Here is a 17,965-nt window from a genome sequence, read left to right as displayed (position 1 = left end):
GACGGGCAGGCGCGGCACCGGAGCGGACCACGTCGCCATTTCACCTGGTGTACGGGCCCTGCGGACCGAACCCGCACCGCTCCACGGTCTGCCGGCGGGGGTGGCAGACCGTTTTTCAGTTCAACCCGTGAGGTGTATGTGTCCAGGCTGCAAGCCGAGAACTTGTACAAAGTGTTCGGCCGACGACCCGATGAAGCCGTACGGAAGCTGGAGAGCGGCACCGACCGCGACGAGCTCCGCGCCGACGGAACGACCGCAGCGGTGATCGACGCCTCCTTCACGGTGGAGCCGGGCCAGATCTTCGTCGTGATGGGCCTGTCCGGCTCGGGCAAGTCCACGCTGCTGCGAATGCTCAACGGGCTGCTCGAACCGACCGCCGGGCGCGTGCTCTTCGACGACCAGGACCTCACCGCCCTGAGCCCCCGCGAGCTGCGCCATGTGCGTTCCTCCAAGATCAGCATGGTCTTCCAGCATTTCGCGCTCTTCCCTCACCGGAGCGTCCTGGACAACGCGGCCTACGGCCTTGAGGTCCAGGGTGTACCCCGTTCCGAGCGGATCAGGCGTGCCACCGAGGCGCTGGAGCTGACCGGCCTCGCCGGCTGGGAGAACTCCTGGCCCGACGAGCTCTCCGGCGGTATGCAGCAGCGCGTCGGCCTCGCCCGCGCCCTGGCCACCGACGCCGACCTGCTCCTCATGGACGAGTCCTTCAGCGCACTCGACCCGCTGATCCGCCGTGACATGCAGGACCAGCTCCTGGAGCTCCAGAAGCGGCTGAAGAAGACCATCGTCTTCATCACCCACGACCTCAACGAGGCCATGCGCCTGGGCGACCGGATCGCCGTGATGCGCGACGGCAGGATCGTCCAGCTCGGCACCGCCGAGGACATCCTCGTCACCCCGGCCAACGACTACGTCGCCTCCTTCACCCAGGACGTCGACCGCTCCCGGGTCCTCACCGCGGGCGCGATCATGGCCGAACCGCACACCGTCATGGGCTCCACCACGACCGACGGCAAGGAGCTGCGCACCCCGCAGGACGTCCTCGCGGCGGCCCCCGCCACGGTGGCGGAGTCCACGCCGATCATCGAGCTGTTCACCCCCTGCTCGCAGAGCGCGGACCCGGTGGCCGTCACCGACGCCGAGGGCAAGCTCGTCGGCGTCGTCCCCAGCTCCCGGCTGCTCGCCGTGCTCGGCGACCCGATGACGCCCACCGAGGCCCCCAAGGACTCCGGGGCGCCGCACAAGACGCTCTCCGACAACGATGCCGCGAAGAAGGTGGCCAGTGTTTAGGCTCCCTCTCGGCGAATGGGTCGACTCCGCCGTCGACTGGCTCCAGACCCACCTCGCCTGGCTCTTCGACGCCATCAGCTCCATCGTCGGCGGGATGTTCGACGGCATAGCCGCCGTACTCTCCGCCCCCCACCCGCTCCTCTTCGCGGGCATCGTCGCGATCATCGCCTGGTGGCTGCGCGGGCTGCCCGCCGGGCTGCTGGCCTTCGTCGGCTTCGCCCTCATCGACTCCGTCGAACTCTGGGCCGAGGCGATGGACACCCTCACCCTGGTGCTCGTCGCGACCCTGGTCACGCTGCTCATCGCCGTACCGCTCGGCATCTGGGCCTCCCGGTCCAGGACCGTCAGCGCCGTGGTCCGGCCGGTCCTCGACTTCATGCAGACCATGCCCGCCATGGTCTACCTGATCCCCGGCGTCATCTTCTTCGGCGTCGGCGTGGTCCCCGGCATCATCGCCACCATCATCTTCGCGCTGCCCCCGGGCGTCCGGATGACCGAACTCGGCATCCGCCAGGTCGACGGCGAACTCGTCGAGGCGGCCGAGGCCTTCGGCACCACCTCGCGCAACACCCTGCTGCGCATCCAGCTGCCGCTCGCCCTGCCCACGATCATGGCGGGCATCAACCAGGTCATCATGCTGGGCCTGTCCATGGTCGTCATCGCGGGCATGGTCGGCGGCGGCGGCCTCGGTGGCTCCGTCTACCGCGCCATCGGCAACATCGACGTCGGCCTCGGCTTCGAGGCGGGCATCTCCATCGTCATCCTCGCCATGTACCTGGACCGGATGACCGGCGCGCTCGGCCGCGAGGTCTCCCCGCTGGGCCGCCGCGCCGCCGCCAAGGCCCAGGCGTCCGTCGAGGGCTGGAAGATCTGGGCCTACCGCCCGCAGCCCGTCGTCGCGGTCGCCGGCATCGTGGCCCTCGCGCTCGTCGCGGGCGGCATGGGCATCTTCGGCGGCTCCGGCAAGAACACCGCCTCCGGTGCCGACGCGAAGGTCGGCGACGGCAAGAAGATCTCCATCGGCTACATCCCGTGGGACGAGGGCATCGCCTCCACCTTCCTCTGGAAGGAGATGCTGGAGCAGCGCGGCTACGAGGTCGACGTCAAGCAGTACGAGGCCGGCTCGCTCTACACCGGCATGGCCAACGGGCAGATCGACTTCCAGACCGACTCCTGGCTACCGACCACCCACGCCACGTACTGGAAGAAGTACCAGGACCGCCTGGAGGACATGGGCGCCTGGTACGCCCCCACCTCGCTGGAGCTCGCCGTCCCCGCGTACATGAAGGACGTCCGGTCGATGGACGACCTGAAGGGGCGGGCCTCGGAGTTCAAGGGCCGGATCGTCGGCATCGAGCCGAGCGCCGGTGAGATGGGCCTGCTCAAGGACAAGCTGCTGCCGGGCTACGGCCTGGACAAGGAGTACAAGCTCGTCGACGGCTCCACGCCGTCCATGCTCGCCGAGCTGAAGCGCGCGTACGCCAAGAAGGAACCGATCGTCGTTCCGCTCTGGTCGCCGCACTGGGCGTACAACGAGTACGACCTCACCAAGCTCAAGGACCCCAAGGGCCTCTGGGGCGAGGGCGACGGCGTCCACACCCTGGCGCGCAAGGGCTTCTCCGCCGAGAACCCCGTGGTCGCCAAGTGGCTCAAGGACTTCAAGATGAGCGAGAAGCAGCTCACCAGCCTTGAGGCCGAGATCCAGAAGGCAGGCTCCGGCAAGGAGCAGGAGGCCGTCCGCACCTGGCTCAAGGACAACCCGGGCGTCGCCGACAAGTGGTCGCCCGCCCCGAAGGACGCCAAGGCAGCCCCCGGGGGCAAGGACGAGCGCGACCGCGCCCTGGAGGTCGCCTGGTTCCCCTGGGAGGAGGACATCGCCGCCACGTACCTGTGGAAGGCGGTCCTGGAGGAGCGCGGCTACAAGATCAACCTCAAGCAGTTCGAGGTCGGCCCGATGTACGCCGCCATGTCGCGCGGCCAGATCGACGTGCAGTTCGACGGCTGGCTGCCGTACACCCAGAAGAATTACTGGGACAAGTACGGCGACAAGCTGACCAACCTCGGCTCCTGGTACGGGCCGACCTCCATCGAGGTCGCGGTCCCCGACTACGTCAAGGACGTCAGGAGCATCGAGGACCTCAAGGGCAAGGGCGCCGACTTCAAGGGCCGGATCGTCGGCATCGAGCCCGGCACCGCCACCATGGAGAACCTCAAGACGAACGTCCTGCCGCAGTACGGCCTGGACAAGGAGTACAAGGTCCTGGACTCCTCCACGCCCGGCATGCTCGCCGAGCTGAAGAGGGCGTACGCCAAGAAGGAGCCCATCGCCGTCCTGCTCTGGACCCCGCACTGGGCGTACAACGAGTACGGCATGACCAAGCTGAAGGACCCCAAGAAGGCGTTCGGTGACGGCGACCGGCTGCACACCATCGCCTCCAAGGAGTTCCCGAAGCAGTACCCGCAGCTGACGAAGTGGTTCAAGGACTTCGAGCTGGACGAGAAGCAGCTCGGCGGTCTGGAGAACGAGATCCAGAAGCGCGGCGCGGGTCACGAGGAGGAAGCCGTGAAGGCCTGGATGGACGAAAATCCGGGCATCGCGGACACCATGGCACCCCAGTAGGGGCTGCCGGGCAGGAAAAGCGCAGGTGAGGGGTGGGTGCCGCCGTCGGGCGGGGCCCACCCCTTCCGGCTGTCCGGGAGCCGATTACCGGACGTCTCGCGCAACCATGTGCGTAAGGTGCTGGCAGCCGGGAGGATGGCTGAGGCGGGAGGGAGCCGTTCATGGACGACAAGGACACACCGCGCGTGGGTGCCGCGGTCCGCCGTCGGCGCCGCACCCTGGGCCTCACACTGGCCGCGGTCGCCGAGCGCAGCGGGCTCTCCGTGCCCTTCCTCAGCCAGATCGAGAACGAGCGCGCCCGCCCCAGCGCCCGCTCCCTCGACCGGGTCGCGGAGGCGCTGGAGACCACCACCTCACGGCTCCGGGCCGCCGCCGACTCGGCGCGCGCGGTCGATGTCGTACGGGGTGAGGAGGGCGACGGCGTACGCCGGGTGGTGCGCGGACGCCACCAGCTCAGCGCCCTGGAGTTCACCGGCGAGCAGGACCTCGGGCGCGAGTTCCAGCACCGCAACGACGAACTGATGTACGTCGTCGAGGGCGCCGCCGAGGTCGAGGCAGAGGGCCAGGCCTACCGGCTGGAGCGCGGCGACACCCTGTTCCTCTCCGGCGGCGTACGGCACCGCTGGCGGGCCACCCGGCCCGGCACCCGGCTGCTGCTCGTCGCGGTGGCGGAGCACATCGACGCGACCTTCGACTCGCGCCGCTGAGGGCCGGACCCATGCGCGTCGTCTCCCTGGTGCCCTCCCTCACCGAGGCCGTCGCCACCACCGCCCCCGGGCTGCTCGTCGGCGTCACCGACTGGTGCACGCACCCCGCCGGCCTCACCGCCGCGCGGATCGGCGGCACCAAGAACCCGGACGTGGCCGCGATCACCGCCCTCGCCCCGGATCTGGTGATCGCCAACGAGGAGGAGAACCGCGCCCCCGACCTCGCCGCACTCCGGGAGGCCGGGCTGCACGTCCTGGTCACCGAGATCCGCACCCTGGACCAGGCCTTCACCGAGCTGGACCGGGTCCTCACCACCGCCTGCGGCCTGACCCGCCCCCGCTGGCTGGACGAGGCAGAGGCCGCCTGGGCAGGGCTCCCCGCCCCCTCCGCGAGCCCGCGCCCCGCCGTCGTACCCATCTGGCGCCGCCCCTGGATGGTGCTCGGCCGCGACAACTTCGCCGGTGACCTGCTGGCCCGCCTCGGGGTGCGCAACGTGTACGCGGACCACGCCGAGCGCTACCCGCGCATCCCGCTCGCCGAGCTGAACGCGTCCGGCGCCGAGCTGGTCGTGCTGCCCGACGAGCCCTACCGCTTCACCGCCGACGACGGGCCCGAGGCCTTCCCCGGCCTGCCCGCCGCCCTCGTCGACGGCCGCCTGCTCACCTGGTACGGGCCGTCGCTGCTGCGGGCGGCACAGGAGCTGCCGTCAGCGCTCCGCTGACCACCCCGCGCACGGTCCGAGACCCTGCCACCGCCCACGCCGCCACCAGGAACACATAGAGCGCCACGGCCAGCCAGGTCAGCGCATCCAGACCGGTATGCCGGGCCAGTCCGGCCGCCCCCGTCACACACGTCCCCACAGGGAACGTGAACGCCCACCACGTCATAGCGAAACCCATACCGTCACGCGTCGCCCTTATGACCATCGCCGAGGCCAGCGCCAGCCACAGGAGCGCGAAGCCCATCACCGGCACCCCGTAGAGCACCGCGAACGCCCCGAACGCCGAGGCATAGGGCGCTGCGACCGCCCCAGGAGCCGCGTCGGCCAGCTGGTTGACGGCGGTCGTCGACTGGCCCAGCGGCCCCAGCACCAGGAAGAGCGTCGGGGTCAGCGCGAGCGGCAGCGGCCCGTGGTGGACGAGCCGGGCGAAGACCAGCGGCAGCACCACCAGGGTGGCCAGCAGGGAGAGCCCGAACATCGCGTAACAGGCCAGCAGCAGCGCCGCCCGCGCCTGCCCGGCCGCCAGGTGGGGCACCAGCAGCGCCCCCTGCGAGGCCGAGACCATCGGGGCGACCAGCGGCAGCAGCCAGACCGGCGACGCGGTCCCGGGCGCGGGACGGTGACGTACGACCATCAGGTACGGGACCACGACGGCGGCCACCAGACCGATCGCCGTCCCCGCGACGAACAGCACCACGTCCACGGCGAGAGCGGCCCGTACGCCGACGACGTCCACGCCCACGGTCAGCGTGGCCCCGCCGACCGCGAGCAGCGCCATGGCCAGGCACCCGTAGAACGGGGCGACGGCCGGGTCCAGGAGGTGGGCGCGTGCCTGGTCGCGGTGGTGGAGCCAGTGGCCGGCCCGGGCGGCGAGGACGGTGGCGAGCAGGACGGCGGACAGCGCCCACACCACCGTGCACGCTCCGCGCAGACCGGGGACGTCCACCGGGAGGGCCGCCCCGGCGCTCGCGACGATCGCGGTGCCCATGACGCTCGCGTACCAGTTCGGGCCGATGTGCCGCAGGGACGGCAGCCGCCGCGCACGGTCCGTCCGGTGGGGGACGCGGGCGATCACAGGGAGCGGTTCGGCGGTGCGGGTCTGCGGAAAGATGGCCATGCCACGATTCTTCGGGCGCCCGTCCCCGCCCACCAGGGACCTCGTTCCTATGAGGTCATAAGCTGGCTTTATGCCCAGCGACGACCGAGCCCCCCGCGCCCCCCTCACCCACCGGGTCCCCGACCTCGGAGCGCTGGAGCTGCTGCTCGCCGTCGCCCGGCACGGCAGCCTCGGCCGGGCCGCCAAGGACGTCGGCATCACCCAGCCCGCCGCCTCCAGCCGTATCCGCTCCATGGAACGGCAGCTCGGCGTCGCCCTGCTGGACCGCTCCCCGCGCGGCTCCCGGCTCACCGACGCGGGCGCACTCGTCACCGACTGGGCGCGCCGGGTGGTCGAGGCGGCCGAGGCGTTCGACGCGGGGGCGCAGGCGCTGCGCGACCGGCGGGACTCCCGGCTTCGGGTCGCGGCCAGCATGACGATCGCCGAGTACCTGCTGCCCGGCTGGCTGATCGCCCTGCGCGCCGAGCGCCCGGACACGGCCGTCTCGCTCCTCGTCGGCAACTCGGCGGACGTCGCCCGCCGCCTGGTCACCGGCGAGGCCGATCTGGGGTTCGTGGAGGGCCTGTCGATACCGGAGGGCCTGGACGGCACGGTCATCGCCCACGACCGCCTCGTCGTCGTGGTCGCCCCCGGCCACCCGTGGGCCCGCCGCCGCACCCCGCTGCTCCCCGACGAACTGGCCGCCACCCCGCTGATCCTGCGCGAGCGCGGCTCCGGCACCCGGCAGGTCCTGGACGCCGCCCTCGCCGTGCACGGCGGCCTCGCCCAGCCGCTGCTGGAACTCTCGTCCACGACCGCCGTGAAGGGCGCGGCGGAGAGCGGCGCCGGACCGTGCGTCCTGAGCGAACTGGCCCTCGGCGAGGAGCTGTCGTCCCGCCGCCTGGTCAAGATCCCGGTCGCGAACGTACGGCTGCGCCGCCAGCTCCGGGCCGTCTGGCCTGCGGGCCACCGCCCCACCGGACCGGCCCGCGACCTGCTCTCCCGCACCGGGCGGGACGCGGTGACCTCCGCCCCGTAAGAGGCTCGCAACCGCGTCGAACACGTCGTGCACGGAACCTAGAGTGGGGCCATGAGCTTCACGACGCCGCCCGGCTGGTACCCGGACGCGGGGACACCCGGCACCGAGCGCTGGTGGGACGGCACGGCCTGGACCGCGCACACCCGCGCGCCCGGCGCCGCGCCCTCCGTCCCGTACGAGCCGGCGCACCAGCCGTACGCTCCCCAGGCGTTCGGGGCCCCGGTCACGCCCCCGCCGCCACCCCGGGGCGGCAGCCGTACGCGAGCCCTGGCGATCGCGCTCTCCAGCGTGCTGGTCCTGGGCGCGGCCGTCACCGCCGCCATCCTGCTGGGCCCCGACGACAGCGGTACGCGGGCGGCTCCGGGGCCGACCGCCTCCGACCCGGCCCCCACCGCGTCCGCGAACTCCGCGACGCCCACTCCGGACAGCCCGGACAACGACCCCGCTCTGCTCGTCGACCAGCTCAACGGGATCACGCTGGCGGTGCCCGACGGCTGGGAGAAGCCGAAGAACACCCCGGACGACGCCCCCACCATCCGTACCGCCGTCTCCTACGACTGCCCCGGCACCTCGACGTCCTTCTGCTACCGGGGCACCGCCTCCACCCGCAGCGCCCGGGCCGGCCAGACCGATCCCAAGGCCATCGCGGAGGCCGACATCACGACCGCCGCCGACAAGGCCTACGAGGAGGACGGCCTCGGCCGGCGCCCCCACGGCGGCATCACGTCCCACCAGGTGCTCAAGGCGGAGCCGGTGGCGGTCGCCGGGCGTGCCGGGTACCTGGTGCGCTGGCGGGTCGTCACCGCGAAGGGGCCCGGCGGGGTGGTGCAGTCCGTGGCCTTCCCCTCGACGCTGGGCAGCGGGACCCCGGTGATCGTCCGGCTCGCCTTCGACGCGGACCGGCCGGAGCTGCCGCTCTCGCTGATGGACACGATCACGCGGTCGATCCGTCCGATCGGGGGCAGTGCGACGAACGGCGGCGTGGGCGCGTCGATCGGCCCCTGAACTCTCCCGCTGCGCTCAGAGGAAGGTCTTCCCCTCTCCCCGGTACGTCGGAACGGTCGCCGTGATCCGGTCGCCCTCGATCAGCTGGAGCGCGTCGAACCGCTCGCACAGCTCACCGGCCTTGGCGTGCCGGAACCAGACCTTGTCGCCGATCAGCAGGTCGTCGGCGGGGGAGCCCAGCAGCGGGGTCTGGACCTCGCCCGCGCCCTCCTGCGGGTCGTAGCGCAGCCCTTCCGGGAGGTACGGAACGGGGGAGCGGTCCGCGCCTGCCGCGCCGGAGGCCGGGTAGCCGCCGCCGAGGACCGTCACCACGCCCACGCCGGGCCGCCGCACCACGGGCTGGGCGAAGAGGGCCGCCGGGCGCGCGGTGAACGACGTGTAGTTGTCGAAGAGGCGCGGCACGTACAGCCCCGAACCCGCCGCGATCTCCGTCACCGCGGCCTCGGCCGCCGTGTGCTGCACGCTGCCGGTGCCGCCGCCGTTGACGAACTCCAGGTCCGGGGCGACCGCGCGGACCGCCCGCACCACCTCGGCGCGCCGGGCCGCCAGCTCCTTGCGGGCGGTGGCCTGCATCAGCCGGATCGCCCGGGACCGGAAGGGCCGCCCGGCCAACGAGTCGCCGACCCCGGCGACATGGCCCTCGTACGCCATCAGCCCCACCAGCTTGAAGCCCGGCCTACGGTTCACCGAGCGGGCCAGCTCGGCCAGTTGGGCGGGGGAGCGCAGCGGCGAACGGAGCGCCCCGATCCTGATCCGGCCGCCCAGCAGCTGGAGCGAGGTGTCGAGTTCCAGGCAGACCCGGATCTCCTCCTGCCCACCGGCCCGGGAGGCGTCGATCAGCTCCAGCTGGGAGTGGTCGTCCACCATCACCGTCACCGCGGCCGCCAGCTTCGGATCGGCGGCCAGTTCGGCGAAGGCGGACCGGTCGGCGGACGGGTAGGCGAGCAGGATGTCCTCGAACCCGGCACGCGCCAGCCAGAGCGACTCGGCCAGCGTGTACGACATGATCCCGGCGAACCCGGGGCGCGCGAGCACCCGCTCCAGCAGGGCCCGGCACCGCACGGACTTGCTCGCGACCCGGATCGGCTTCCCGCCCGCCCGGGCCACCAGATCGTCGGCGTTGGCATCGAAGGCGTCCAGATCGACGATCGCGATCGGGGCGTCGAGATGGGCGGTGGCCCGGTTGTAACGGGTCCGGTCAGCGGTGCGGGCAGTCATGGCCGCAGCTTGCCAGAGAGCGCTACCCCTGGGTAGGGGACGTTCGGGGCAGATCCGCCGAGGCCGGGCGTCCCGTTCCCCGCCGTGCGCCCGCAGCCCGTAGAGTGACGGGCACACGGACACCAACGCGCCTGACGGCGGCGGTGATCCGTGGTCGGTACGGGGACGTGAACCAGGGGGCCGGATGAGTACCGAAGCGCAACGCGCTCCCGTGCCACCCCGCCCGACGACACCGCCGCTCCCGGCCCAGGCCCCCCTTGGCCCGGGCACCCCGCAGACACCGGGCGCCTCGGCGGCCCCGCAGGCCCCGCCCACCGCACAGGCCCCTCGCGGCGTGGGGGTCTCGCAGGCACCGGGCGCCTCGTCCGCCCCGGTGGCCCCGCAGGCCCCGCCCACCGCACAGGCCCCTCGCGGCGCTGGCGCCCCGCAGACCCCGGCCGCCTCGTCCGCCCCGGTGGCCCCGCAGGCCCCGTCGGTCCTGCGCCCCTCGCAGGCCCCTCGCGGCGCTGGCGCCCCCCAGACACCGGCCACCCCACCCGCCCCACCGGCCCCCCGCCCCCCACACGCACCCCCCACCCCACCGAACACACCACCCCCCGCCGCCCCCTCGGCGCGCACCGCCCCGGCGCCCGCGCCCGCCCCGTACCCCACGCACCCCGGCTCCGGGCCGCCTCCTGCCTTCACCATCCAGAAGCGCAGGCCCGTGGGGGCCGTCGACCTCACCCCGGCGCCGGGAGCCGTGCCGCCGCCCCCGGGCGCGTACCGCGTACCGGCCCGCTACGGCTACCCCGAGACGCCCGTGGAGACCACCACCCGGCTCCGCCCCGTCCCGCCCCGGCAGCGGTGGCGGGCACCCGTGGCCGCCGCCTGCGTTGTGCTCGGGCTCGGGCTGATCGGCGGCGCCGCCACCGGGGCCTGGCTCACCGGTGATTCCTCCGCCGAGCCCACCCGGACCCCGTACACCGAAGGCCGCACCGTCTGGCACAGCGTCCCCGTCGACACGCTCTTCCCGCGCACACTGAAGGGCACCGGCGCCGGGCCCGGCGGCACCAACCGCAACTGGACCCGGCTCTCCGTCGCCCCGGACAGCGACTGCTCCAAGGGACTCGACCCGCTGCTGCGCACCACCCTCCGGTCCGTCGGCTGCGAGCGGATGGTCCGGGCCACCTACACCGACGCGACCCGCTCCGCCGTCACCACCGTCGGCATGGTCGTCACCGAGGCCGACGCCGCCGGGATGCAGGCCCTGAGCACCCGGTTCACCGAGCAGAAGCTCGCCGCGCGCAAGGACCTGATGCCGCGTACGTACGCCCCCGAGGGCACCGTCGCCGCCGGCTTCGGCGACCGGCAGCGGGCCAGCTGGACGGTCCGGCCGCTCACCGAGCTGCCCGTCGTCGTCTTCGCCGTCTCCGGCTTCGCCGACGCGCGTACCGTCGCCGAGCCGCAGCCCGCCGACGCGGCGACGGAGACGCCCGCCACCACGGACATCGCCCAGGCCGGGCTCGGCCATGAGGCGAAGGGCATCGCCGACCGGGTGGAGCGAGGGCTGCGCAGGACCGTCACCGACCTCGTGGAGCCGCCCGCATGACCCGACGACGACCCCACCGCGTCCTCGCCGCGGTCTGCGCCGCCGCCGTCCTCGCGCTCACCCCCGCGGCCCCCGCCCACGCCGACGCCATCCGCGACCAGCAGTGGGCCCTGGCGGCGATGCACACCGACCGCGCCTGGCAGACCACCCAGGGCCGGGGGATCACCGTCGCGGTCCTGGACACCGGGGTCGACGGCACCCACCCCGACCTCGTGGGCCAGGTGCTCCCTGGCAAGGACCTCGTCGGCTTCGGCGCCACCAAGGGCGACCCCTCCTGGGCCCTGCACGGCACCGCGATGGCCGGGATCATCGCCGGACGCGGCAACGGCCCCGGCCGCGCCGACGGCGTCCTCGGCATCGCGCCCGAGGTCAAGATCCTGCCCGTGCGGGTGATCCTGGAGTCCAAGGACCCGGCCCGCGCCAAGGCCCGCAAGACCCGTGGCACCGCGCTCGCCCAGGGCATCCGCTGGGCCGCCGACAACGGCGCCGACGTCATCAACCTCTCCCTGGGCGACGACAGCGAGTCCGCCCACCCGGACCCGGGCGAGGACTCCGCCATCCAGTACGCCCTCTCCAAGGGCATCTCCGTGGTCGCCTCGGCGGGCAACGGCGGCGAGAAGGGGGACAGGATCTCCTACCCGGCCGCCTACCCCGGCGTGATCGCGGTCGCCGCCGTCGACGAGTACGGCACGCACGCCTCCTTCTCCACCCGCCGCTGGTACGCCACCGTCAGCGCGCCCGGCGTCGACATCGTCGTCGCCAACCCGGACGGCCACTACTACATCGAGTGGGGTACGTCGGCGGCCGCCGCGTTCGTCTCCGGCGCCGTCGCCCTGGTCCGCGCGGCCCACCCCGGCCTCGACCCCGCCCAGATCAAGAAGCTCCTCGCGGACACCGCCCGCGACGCCCCCGCCGAAGGCCGCGACGACGCCCGCGGCTACGGCATCGTCGACCCGGCGGAAGCCATCGAGGCGGGCTCCCGGCTGCGCCCCGGGGATCTGAGCGCCCGGACCGCGACGGCGGGCCACCGCAAGAAGTTCTTCGGCCCCGGCCCGACCCCGCCGCGCGTCGCCGACGACCCGGTCAACTGGGCGGCCCCGCTCGCGGGCGGTCTGGGCGCGGCCCTGCTGGCAGCGGCCGTCGTCCTGTGGCGCGGCCGGAACGCCCCCGGCCACCGCTGAACCCCAGGCTCAGCGGCCACGCCGCCAGGCACTACCCTCGACCCGTGGCGCTCAAGAACATCCCGGACTCCGGTTTCTCCGACGACGACGGCTCGGCCTCTCCCGCCCTGACCAGCGCACTCGACGCCTGGGCCAAGGACCGCACCGCCGTGGGCCCGGTCCTCGCTGCCCTCCGCGAGGCCCGCCTGCTCGTCCCCGTCGTCGCCGTCCTCGGTGAGGTGGAGGAGGACAGCCAGGAGGAGCGCGAAGCTCATCAGAAGCGCGGTGGTGGCAGACGGGGGGGCGGGCTGCGGCGCGAGAAGACCAGCGACATGGCCGTCCCCACCCTCCAGGCGGGCGACCGGCGTGCGCTGCCCGCCTTCACCTCGACCGACTCGCTGGCCCGCTGGGACCCCGAGGCCCGCCCCGTCGCCGTACCGCTGCACCAGGCCCTCCAGGCCGCCGCGCACGAGAAGGCCGACACCGTGGTGCTGGACCTCGCCGGGCCCGTCGCCTTCGAGCTGAGCGGGCAGGCGCTGCTGGCCCTGGCGGAGAACCGCACCAGCACCGACCCGCTCCAGGACCCCGCGGTGATCGACGCGGTACGGGAGGTCGTCGCCGCCGAACCCGCCGTGCTCCGCGCCCACCTCGGCCCGGGCCGGGCGGACGGCACCCTCGCCCTGGTCCTCGCCCCGGACGCGGTCCCCGCCGAGGCGGCCCGCCGGGTGGCCGAGGCGCTCTCCGGCAGCGAGGCGCTGAGAGCCCGGCTGGTCGGCGGGCTGGACCTGGCGCTGCTGCCGGCCGGGGCCACCGCACCGGGGGAGCCCCTGTTCAGCCGCTGAGCCCGCGACCCGCACAGGCGAGAGCCCGCCGCCCCGACGAGGGGGAGGCGGGCTCACGTACGCACGAACGGAAGACCTAGCCGTAGACCGGGCCCGTGTACTTCTCGCCCGGCCCCTGGCCCGGCTCGTCCGGCACCAGCGAGGCCTCGCGGAAGGCGAGCTGGAGCGACTTCAGGCCGTCCCGCAGCGGGGAGGCGTGGAAGGTGCTGATCTCCGTGGTGGAGGCGTCCAGCAGCCCGGCCAGGGCGTGGACCAGCTTGCGGGCCTCGTCGAGGTCCTTGTGGTCCTCGCCCTCCTCGGTGAGGCCCAGCTTCACCGCCGCCGCGCTCATCAGGTTGACGGCGACCGTCACGATGACCTCGACGGCCGGGACCTCCGCGATGTCGCGGGCCATGGCGTCGAAGCCGGGGTTCTCACTGCTGGTGGGGGTCGCGTCGCTCATGCCCACACGATAAGGCCCGGCGGTGGCGGCCCCGCCCCCGGGAGCCCCGCGGACGGACGATTAGCGCCCCCGCGACCGGGCTGCTAACCTTGTGTAACGACCGGCCGGACACCTATGTGCTCGGCCCACAAGTGGAGGCTCCGATCTCCCACCTGGCCGTCCTCACCGGACGGCGGGTCACCGGTCAGGCGGTCCCCATCGTTCCGTACGGACGATGGAGCCGCCCGATGCGCCCCGCGGTTGACCGCGGCGGTGCTCCGGTAGTTCCAGGAGCCCCGCCTGTGTCCCGTCCGGGGCATTTTTGCCGTTCCGGCGCGGTTGGTCTTGAGACACACACGTAACGCGGCTGTCCGCCAGGCGGTCGCGTGGTGCTACCGAGGAGGATCCATCAGCGCCGAGCCCCGCATCAACGACCGGATTCGCGTTCCCGAGGTCCGACTTGTCGGTCCCAGTGGCGAGCAGGTCGGGATTGTTCCGCTTGCCAAGGCCCTGGAACTCGCACAGGAGTATGACCTCGACCTGGTCGAGGTGGCGGCGACAGCCCGTCCGCCCGTGTGCAAGCTCATGGACTACGGGAAGTTCAAGTACGAGTCGGCCATGAAGGCCCGTGAGGCGCGCAAGAACCAGGCGCACACGGTCATCAAGGAGATGAAGCTCCGGCCGAAGATCGACCCGCACGACTATGACACCAAGAAGGGTCACGTCGTCCGGTTCCTCAAGCAGGGCGACAAGGTCAAGATCACGATCATGTTCCGTGGTCGTGAGCAGTCCCGCCCGGAGCTGGGCTTCCGACTGCTCCAGCGTCTCGCTTCGGACGTGGAGGACCTGGGCTTCATCGAGTCCAACCCGAAGCAGGACGGCCGGAACATGATCATGGTTCTGGGCCCGCACAAGAAGAAGACCGAAGCCATGGCCGAGGCCCGCGAGGCCCAGGCCGCCCGCAAGGCGGAGCGTCAGGGCACGACCGACGCACCGTCCGAGGGTGACACCGCTGAGGCCCCGGCCGCAGCGGCCGAGGCTCCGGCCGAGACACCTTCCGAGGCGTGACCTTCGGGGGCCGCCATCCAGGCGCCCCCGGGTCCCCCCGGAATCCCATAGAGATCTGACGCCCCTGCAGTCCGGTGCCCCGCACCGTGAGGGGCGCCACTGACGAGGAGAGAACGGCGCGATGCCGAAGAACAAGACGCACAGCGGTGCCAGCAAGCGCTTCAAGATCACCGGCTCCGGCAAGGTGCTCCGCGAGAGGGCCGGCAAGCGCCACCTGCTCGAGCACAAGTCGTCCAAGAAGACCCGCTCGCTGACCGGCACGGTCGTCGTGGCTCCGGCCGACGCCAAGAAGATCAAGAAGCTTCTCGGCAAGTGAGGCCCGGCCTCCGGCTCGCGCCGGAGGCACGACCTCGATCACACCGGGACCAATTCGTTTCCGGGCCGTGTGAGGACACCCACGGCCCCGCTACAAGGAGTTAACAAGTGGCACGCGTCAAGCGGGCAGTCAACGCCCACAAGAAGCGCAGGGCGATCCTCGAGGCCGCCAGCGGCTACCGCGGTCAGCGCTCGCGTCTGTACCGCAAGGCCAAGGAGCAGGTCACCCACTCCCTGGTCTACAACTACAACGACCGCAAGAAGCGCAAGGGCGACTTCCGTCAGCTGTGGATCCAGCGCATCAACGCCGCTGCCCGCCAGAACGGCATGACGTACAACCGCCTCATCCAGGGTCTGAAGGCCGCCAACATCGAGGTGGACCGCAAGATCCTGGCCGAGCTCGCGGTCAACGACGCCAACGCGTTCGCCGCTCTCGTCGAGGTCGCTCAGAAGGCCCTCCCGAGCGACGTCAACGCCCCGAAGGCCGCCTGATCCAGGCACCGCTTTCCAGGTACGTGAACCGGACCCGCAGGCGCACGCCGTCTGCGGGTCCGGTGCGTTGCCACTGAACCCCACCGACGTACGCAGAGAGGCTCGCCGCCGACCATGGGCACCCCCGAACTGATCTCCCCGCGCTCCCCGCGCGTCGCCGCCGCCCGCCGGCTGGCCCGCCGCAACTTCCGCGGCAAGGAGCGCAGGTTCATCGCCGAGGGGCCCCAGGCCGTACGCGAGGCAGCCGCCCACCGGGGCGGCGACGGCGAGCCGACCCTCCTGGAGCTCTTCGCCACCCCCGAGGCCGCCGACCGGTACGCCGACATCGTCGACGCCGCCCACGCGGCGGGGGCCCGGGTCCACCTGGCCGGCGACGACGTCCTCGCGGACGTCTCGCAGACCGTCACCCCGCAGGGCCTCATCGGCGTCTGCCGCTTCCTGGACTCCCCGTTCCAAGAGATCCTCGACGCGAAGCCCACCCTGGTGGCCGTTCTGGCCAACGTCCGCGACCCGGGGAACGCCGGTACGGTACTGCGCTGCGCCGACGCGGCCGGGGCCGACGCCGTGGTCCTGACCGACGCCTCGGTGGACCTGTACAACCCCAAGTCCGTACGGGCGTCGGTCGGTTCGCTCTTCCACCTGCCCGTCGCCGTCGGCGTCCCCGTCGACCAGGCCGTGCAGGGGCTCCGGGACGCCGGGGTGCGCATCCTCGCCGCCGACGGGGCCGGGGACGACGACCTGGACGACGAGCTGGACGCGGGCACCATGGGCGGGCCCACCGCCTGGGTCTTCGGCAACGAGGCCTGGGGGCTGCCCGAGGAGACCCGGGCGCTCGCCGACGCCGTCGTCCGCGTCCCGATCCACGGCAAGGCGGAGAGCCTCAACCTGGCCACCGCGGCCGCCGTCTGCCTCTACGCGTCCGCCCGCGCCCAGCGCCCGCGCCGAGCCCCCGAGGCGTAACTCCGGGCCCTCCGACGGCCCGTCAGCGATCGGTCCCGGCCATTCCGCTTTCCCGCCCACCGGCGCACTCCCACCGCGCGCCCCCGCAGGGTGTCGCCGGTTCACCGACGGCTAGTAGGGTGACGAACTCGGGCGCCCACTGCACCGGTTCGAGAGGTGGGGATACGGGATAATGGCTGTCGGCATGAGCTCGCCGCGACCGGCGCACACCGCTGCCGGGAGCGCGGACGGCACCGGCATCGGACACGTGGACGCCCTCTCCGCCGGCATCGACCCCGACGACCTGCCCGACGGGCTCGTCGTCGCCGACGAGAGCGGACGCGTCGTCTGCTTCAACGCAGCCGCCGCCCGTATCACCGCCACCCCCCGCGCCTCCGCGATCGGCCGCCCCCTGGAGACGGCCCTCCCGCTGGAGGACCTCAAGGGCAAGCGCTGGTGGCCGCTGACCGACCCGTACGGCGGTCTCGCCACCCGTAACGGCCAGCCCGAGCGCAATCTGCTGCTGCCCGGCGGCCGTGAGGTCCTGGTCTCCGCCCGTTACGTACGCGAGCACCCGCTCGGTCCGGTGCGCCGGGTCGTGGTCTCGCTGCGCGGCACCGAGGCCCGGCGGCGTACCGAACGCAGCCACGCCGAGCTGATCGCCACCGTCGCCCATGAGCTGCGCTCCCCGCTGACCTCGGTGAAAGGGTTCACCGCCACCCTGCTCGCCAAATGGGAGCGGTTCACCGACGACCAGAAGCGGCTGATGCTGGAGACCGTCGACGCCGACGCCGGGCGGGTCACCCGGCTCATCGCCGAGCTGCTGGACATCTCCCGGATCGACTCCGGCCGCCTGGAGCTGCGCCGCCAGCCGGTCGACATCACCGCCGCCGTCGCCCGCCACATCCAGGCCCTGATCACCGGCGGCCAGGCCGTCGACCGTTTCCTCGTCCGTACCCGGGGACCGCTGCCCGCCCTGTGGGCCGACCCCGACAAGATCGACCAGATCCTCGGCAACCTCCTGGAAAACGCGGTGCGCCACGGCGAGGGAACCGTCACCATCGATATCGCCCCCGCACCCGCGCCGGGTGGCTGCGACGAGATGGGAACGGCTGTCACCGTGAGCGACGAAGGCCCCGGTATCCCCGAGGAGTCGATGGGCCGCGTCTTCACCCGCTTCTGGCGGGGGAGCAAGCGCGGCGGCACCGGCCTGGGCCTCTACATCGTCAAGGGCATCGTCGAGGCGCACGGCGGGACCATCACCGTCGACCGGGGGCCCGGCGGCGGGGCCGAGTTCCGATTTATTCTGCCCGTGAGCATGCCCGCCTATCTGAAGTAGAGGGGTTTGCGCAGCAATCAGGCAGGGTGGTGGTGGGCGACGGGAGCGCTGAGCGGCCCACGGGCGCCCCGACCGTCCTGCGGCCCGTAGACTCGACCTTTGGC

General features: G+C 72.7%; 17 protein-coding genes. 14 read left to right on the top strand and 3 right to left on the bottom strand.

The annotated features are described in order from the left end of the window. The first annotated feature begins 138 nt into the window (after positions 1–138). From GTY67_RS04465 to GTY67_RS04450, 4 genes are all read left to right on the top strand, one after another. Positions 139–1,290 carry a glycine betaine/L-proline ABC transporter ATP-binding protein gene (locus GTY67_RS04465; protein ID WP_161277847.1) on the top strand — a complete coding sequence of 384 codons (1,152 nt, stop codon included), beginning with the start codon at positions 139–141 and terminating at the stop codon, positions 1,288–1,290. Further along, positions 1,283–3,910: an ABC transporter permease/substrate binding protein gene (locus tag GTY67_RS04460; protein WP_161277846.1), complete on the top strand. Its 2,628-nt coding sequence runs from the start codon at positions 1,283–1,285 to the stop codon at positions 3,908–3,910. The genes GTY67_RS04465 and GTY67_RS04460 overlap by 8 nt, the downstream gene beginning before the upstream one ends. Positions 3,911–4,071: 161 nt before the next feature. Beyond that, positions 4,072–4,617, top strand: coding sequence for a helix-turn-helix domain-containing protein (locus GTY67_RS04455; RefSeq protein WP_161277845.1), 546 nt, complete (start codon positions 4,072–4,074; stop codon positions 4,615–4,617). Positions 4,618–4,628: 11 nt separating this feature from the next. Further along, positions 4,629–5,339 carry a helical backbone metal receptor gene (locus GTY67_RS04450; protein ID WP_161277844.1) on the top strand — a complete coding sequence of 237 codons (711 nt, stop codon included), beginning with the start codon at positions 4,629–4,631 and terminating at the stop codon, positions 5,337–5,339. Here GTY67_RS04450 and GTY67_RS04445 read toward each other — a convergent pair. After that, on the bottom strand, positions 5,278–6,456 hold the full coding sequence (locus GTY67_RS04445; protein ID WP_161277843.1) for a TDT family transporter: 1,179 nt from the start codon (positions 6,454–6,456) through the stop codon (positions 5,278–5,280). The genes GTY67_RS04450 and GTY67_RS04445 overlap by 62 nt on opposite strands. A gap of 70 nt (positions 6,457–6,526) precedes the next feature. On the opposite strand from GTY67_RS04445, the gene GTY67_RS04440 reads away from it, so the two are divergent. Together GTY67_RS04440 and GTY67_RS04435 are read left to right on the top strand one after the other, a co-directional pair. Then, on the top strand, positions 6,527–7,474 hold the full coding sequence (locus GTY67_RS04440) for a LysR family transcriptional regulator (protein ID WP_161277842.1): 948 nt from the start codon (positions 6,527–6,529) through the stop codon (positions 7,472–7,474). Between the two features lie 51 nt (positions 7,475–7,525). Continuing rightward, positions 7,526–8,479 carry a DUF2510 domain-containing protein gene (locus GTY67_RS04435; protein WP_161277841.1) on the top strand — a complete coding sequence of 318 codons (954 nt, stop codon included), beginning with the start codon at positions 7,526–7,528 and terminating at the stop codon, positions 8,477–8,479. A 15-nt stretch (positions 8,480–8,494) separates the two neighbouring features. Here GTY67_RS04435 and GTY67_RS04430 read toward each other — a convergent pair whose 3' ends face one another. Next, the gene (locus GTY67_RS04430; protein ID WP_161277840.1) at positions 8,495–9,697 is read right to left on the bottom strand and encodes an amino acid deaminase/aldolase; all 1,203 of its coding nucleotides are present in this window, start codon (positions 9,695–9,697) and stop codon (positions 8,495–8,497) included. Positions 9,698–10,400: 703 nt separating this feature from the next. On the opposite strand from GTY67_RS04430, the gene GTY67_RS04425 reads away from it, so the two are divergent. The 3 genes from GTY67_RS04425 to GTY67_RS04415 are packed head-to-tail and all read left to right on the top strand — an operon-like array spanning position 10,401 to position 13,287. After that, the gene (locus GTY67_RS04425) at positions 10,401–11,285 is read left to right on the top strand and encodes a hypothetical protein (RefSeq protein ID WP_343238639.1); all 885 of its coding nucleotides are present in this window, start codon (positions 10,401–10,403) and stop codon (positions 11,283–11,285) included. Next, on the top strand, positions 11,282–12,466 hold the full coding sequence (gene mycP, locus GTY67_RS04420; RefSeq protein WP_161277839.1) for a type VII secretion-associated serine protease mycosin: 1,185 nt from the start codon (positions 11,282–11,284) through the stop codon (positions 12,464–12,466). The genes GTY67_RS04425 and mycP overlap by 4 nt, the downstream gene beginning before the upstream one ends. Before the next feature lie 44 nt (positions 12,467–12,510). Next, a complete protein-coding gene (locus tag GTY67_RS04415) occupies positions 12,511–13,287 on the top strand; it encodes an SseB family protein (protein WP_093693438.1) in 777 nt (258 codons plus the stop codon). 76 nt (positions 13,288–13,363) lie between these two features. Here GTY67_RS04415 and GTY67_RS04410 read toward each other — a convergent pair whose 3' ends face one another. Continuing rightward, positions 13,364–13,729: a DUF1844 domain-containing protein gene (locus tag GTY67_RS04410; protein WP_073881883.1), complete on the bottom strand. Its 366-nt coding sequence runs from the start codon at positions 13,727–13,729 to the stop codon at positions 13,364–13,366. Positions 13,730–14,053: 324 nt separating this feature from the next. On the opposite strand from GTY67_RS04410, the gene infC reads away from it, so the two are divergent. The 5 genes from infC to GTY67_RS04385 all read left to right on the top strand — a co-directional run bounded on the left by infC (position 14,054) and on the right by GTY67_RS04385 (position 17,861). Then, positions 14,054–14,776: a translation initiation factor IF-3 gene (gene infC / locus GTY67_RS04405; protein ID WP_093693439.1), complete on the top strand. Its 723-nt coding sequence runs from the start codon at positions 14,054–14,056 to the stop codon at positions 14,774–14,776. Positions 14,777–14,897: 121 nt separating this feature from the next. Beyond that, the gene (gene rpmI / locus GTY67_RS04400) at positions 14,898–15,092 is read left to right on the top strand and encodes a 50S ribosomal protein L35 (protein WP_003970213.1); all 195 of its coding nucleotides are present in this window, start codon (positions 14,898–14,900) and stop codon (positions 15,090–15,092) included. Between the two features lie 107 nt (positions 15,093–15,199). Continuing rightward, a complete protein-coding gene (gene rplT / locus GTY67_RS04395; protein ID WP_003970214.1) occupies positions 15,200–15,583 on the top strand; it encodes a 50S ribosomal protein L20 in 384 nt (127 codons plus the stop codon). Between the two features lie 114 nt (positions 15,584–15,697). Next, positions 15,698–16,543, top strand: coding sequence for an RNA methyltransferase (locus tag GTY67_RS04390; protein WP_093693440.1), 846 nt, complete (start codon positions 15,698–15,700; stop codon positions 16,541–16,543). 172 nt (positions 16,544–16,715) lie between these two features. Further along, positions 16,716–17,861: an ATP-binding protein gene (locus GTY67_RS04385; RefSeq protein ID WP_093693441.1), complete on the top strand. Its 1,146-nt coding sequence runs from the start codon at positions 16,716–16,718 to the stop codon at positions 17,859–17,861. Positions 17,862–17,965 lie beyond the last annotated feature (104 nt).

It is taken from the genome of Streptomyces sp. SID8374, assembly GCF_009865135.1.
GTDB lineage: Bacteria > Actinomycetota > Actinomycetes > Streptomycetales > Streptomycetaceae > Streptomyces.
Note: the sequence above shows the minus strand (reverse complement) of the source record. Positions and strands in the feature narration are given on the sequence as shown.

Excerpts from the sequence above, each read along its gene's own strand:
- GTY67_RS04450 (WP_161277844.1), top strand. The coding sequence starts at position 4,629 with ATGCGCGTCGTCTCCCTGGTGCCCTCCCTCACCGAGGCCGTCGCCACC.
- GTY67_RS04440 (WP_161277842.1), top strand. The coding sequence starts at position 6,527 with ATGCCCAGCGACGACCGAGCCCCCCGCGCCCCCCTCACCCACCGGGTC.
- GTY67_RS04445 (WP_161277843.1), bottom strand. The coding sequence starts at position 6,456 with ATGGCCATCTTTCCGCAGACCCGCACCGCCGAACCGCTCCCTGTGATC.
- GTY67_RS04410 (WP_073881883.1), bottom strand. The coding sequence starts at position 13,729 with ATGAGCGACGCGACCCCCACCAGCAGTGAGAACCCCGGCTTCGACGCC.
- GTY67_RS04430 (WP_161277840.1), bottom strand. The coding sequence starts at position 9,697 with ATGACTGCCCGCACCGCTGACCGGACCCGTTACAACCGGGCCACCGCC.
- GTY67_RS04455 (WP_161277845.1), top strand. The coding sequence starts at position 4,072 with ATGGACGACAAGGACACACCGCGCGTGGGTGCCGCGGTCCGCCGTCGG.
- mycP (WP_161277839.1), top strand. The coding sequence starts at position 11,282 with ATGACCCGACGACGACCCCACCGCGTCCTCGCCGCGGTCTGCGCCGCC.
- GTY67_RS04435 (WP_161277841.1), top strand. The coding sequence starts at position 7,526 with ATGAGCTTCACGACGCCGCCCGGCTGGTACCCGGACGCGGGGACACCC.
- rpmI (WP_003970213.1), top strand. The coding sequence starts at position 14,898 with ATGCCGAAGAACAAGACGCACAGCGGTGCCAGCAAGCGCTTCAAGATC.
- GTY67_RS04390 (WP_093693440.1), top strand. The coding sequence starts at position 15,698 with ATGGGCACCCCCGAACTGATCTCCCCGCGCTCCCCGCGCGTCGCCGCC.
- GTY67_RS04385 (WP_093693441.1), top strand. The coding sequence starts at position 16,716 with ATGGCTGTCGGCATGAGCTCGCCGCGACCGGCGCACACCGCTGCCGGG.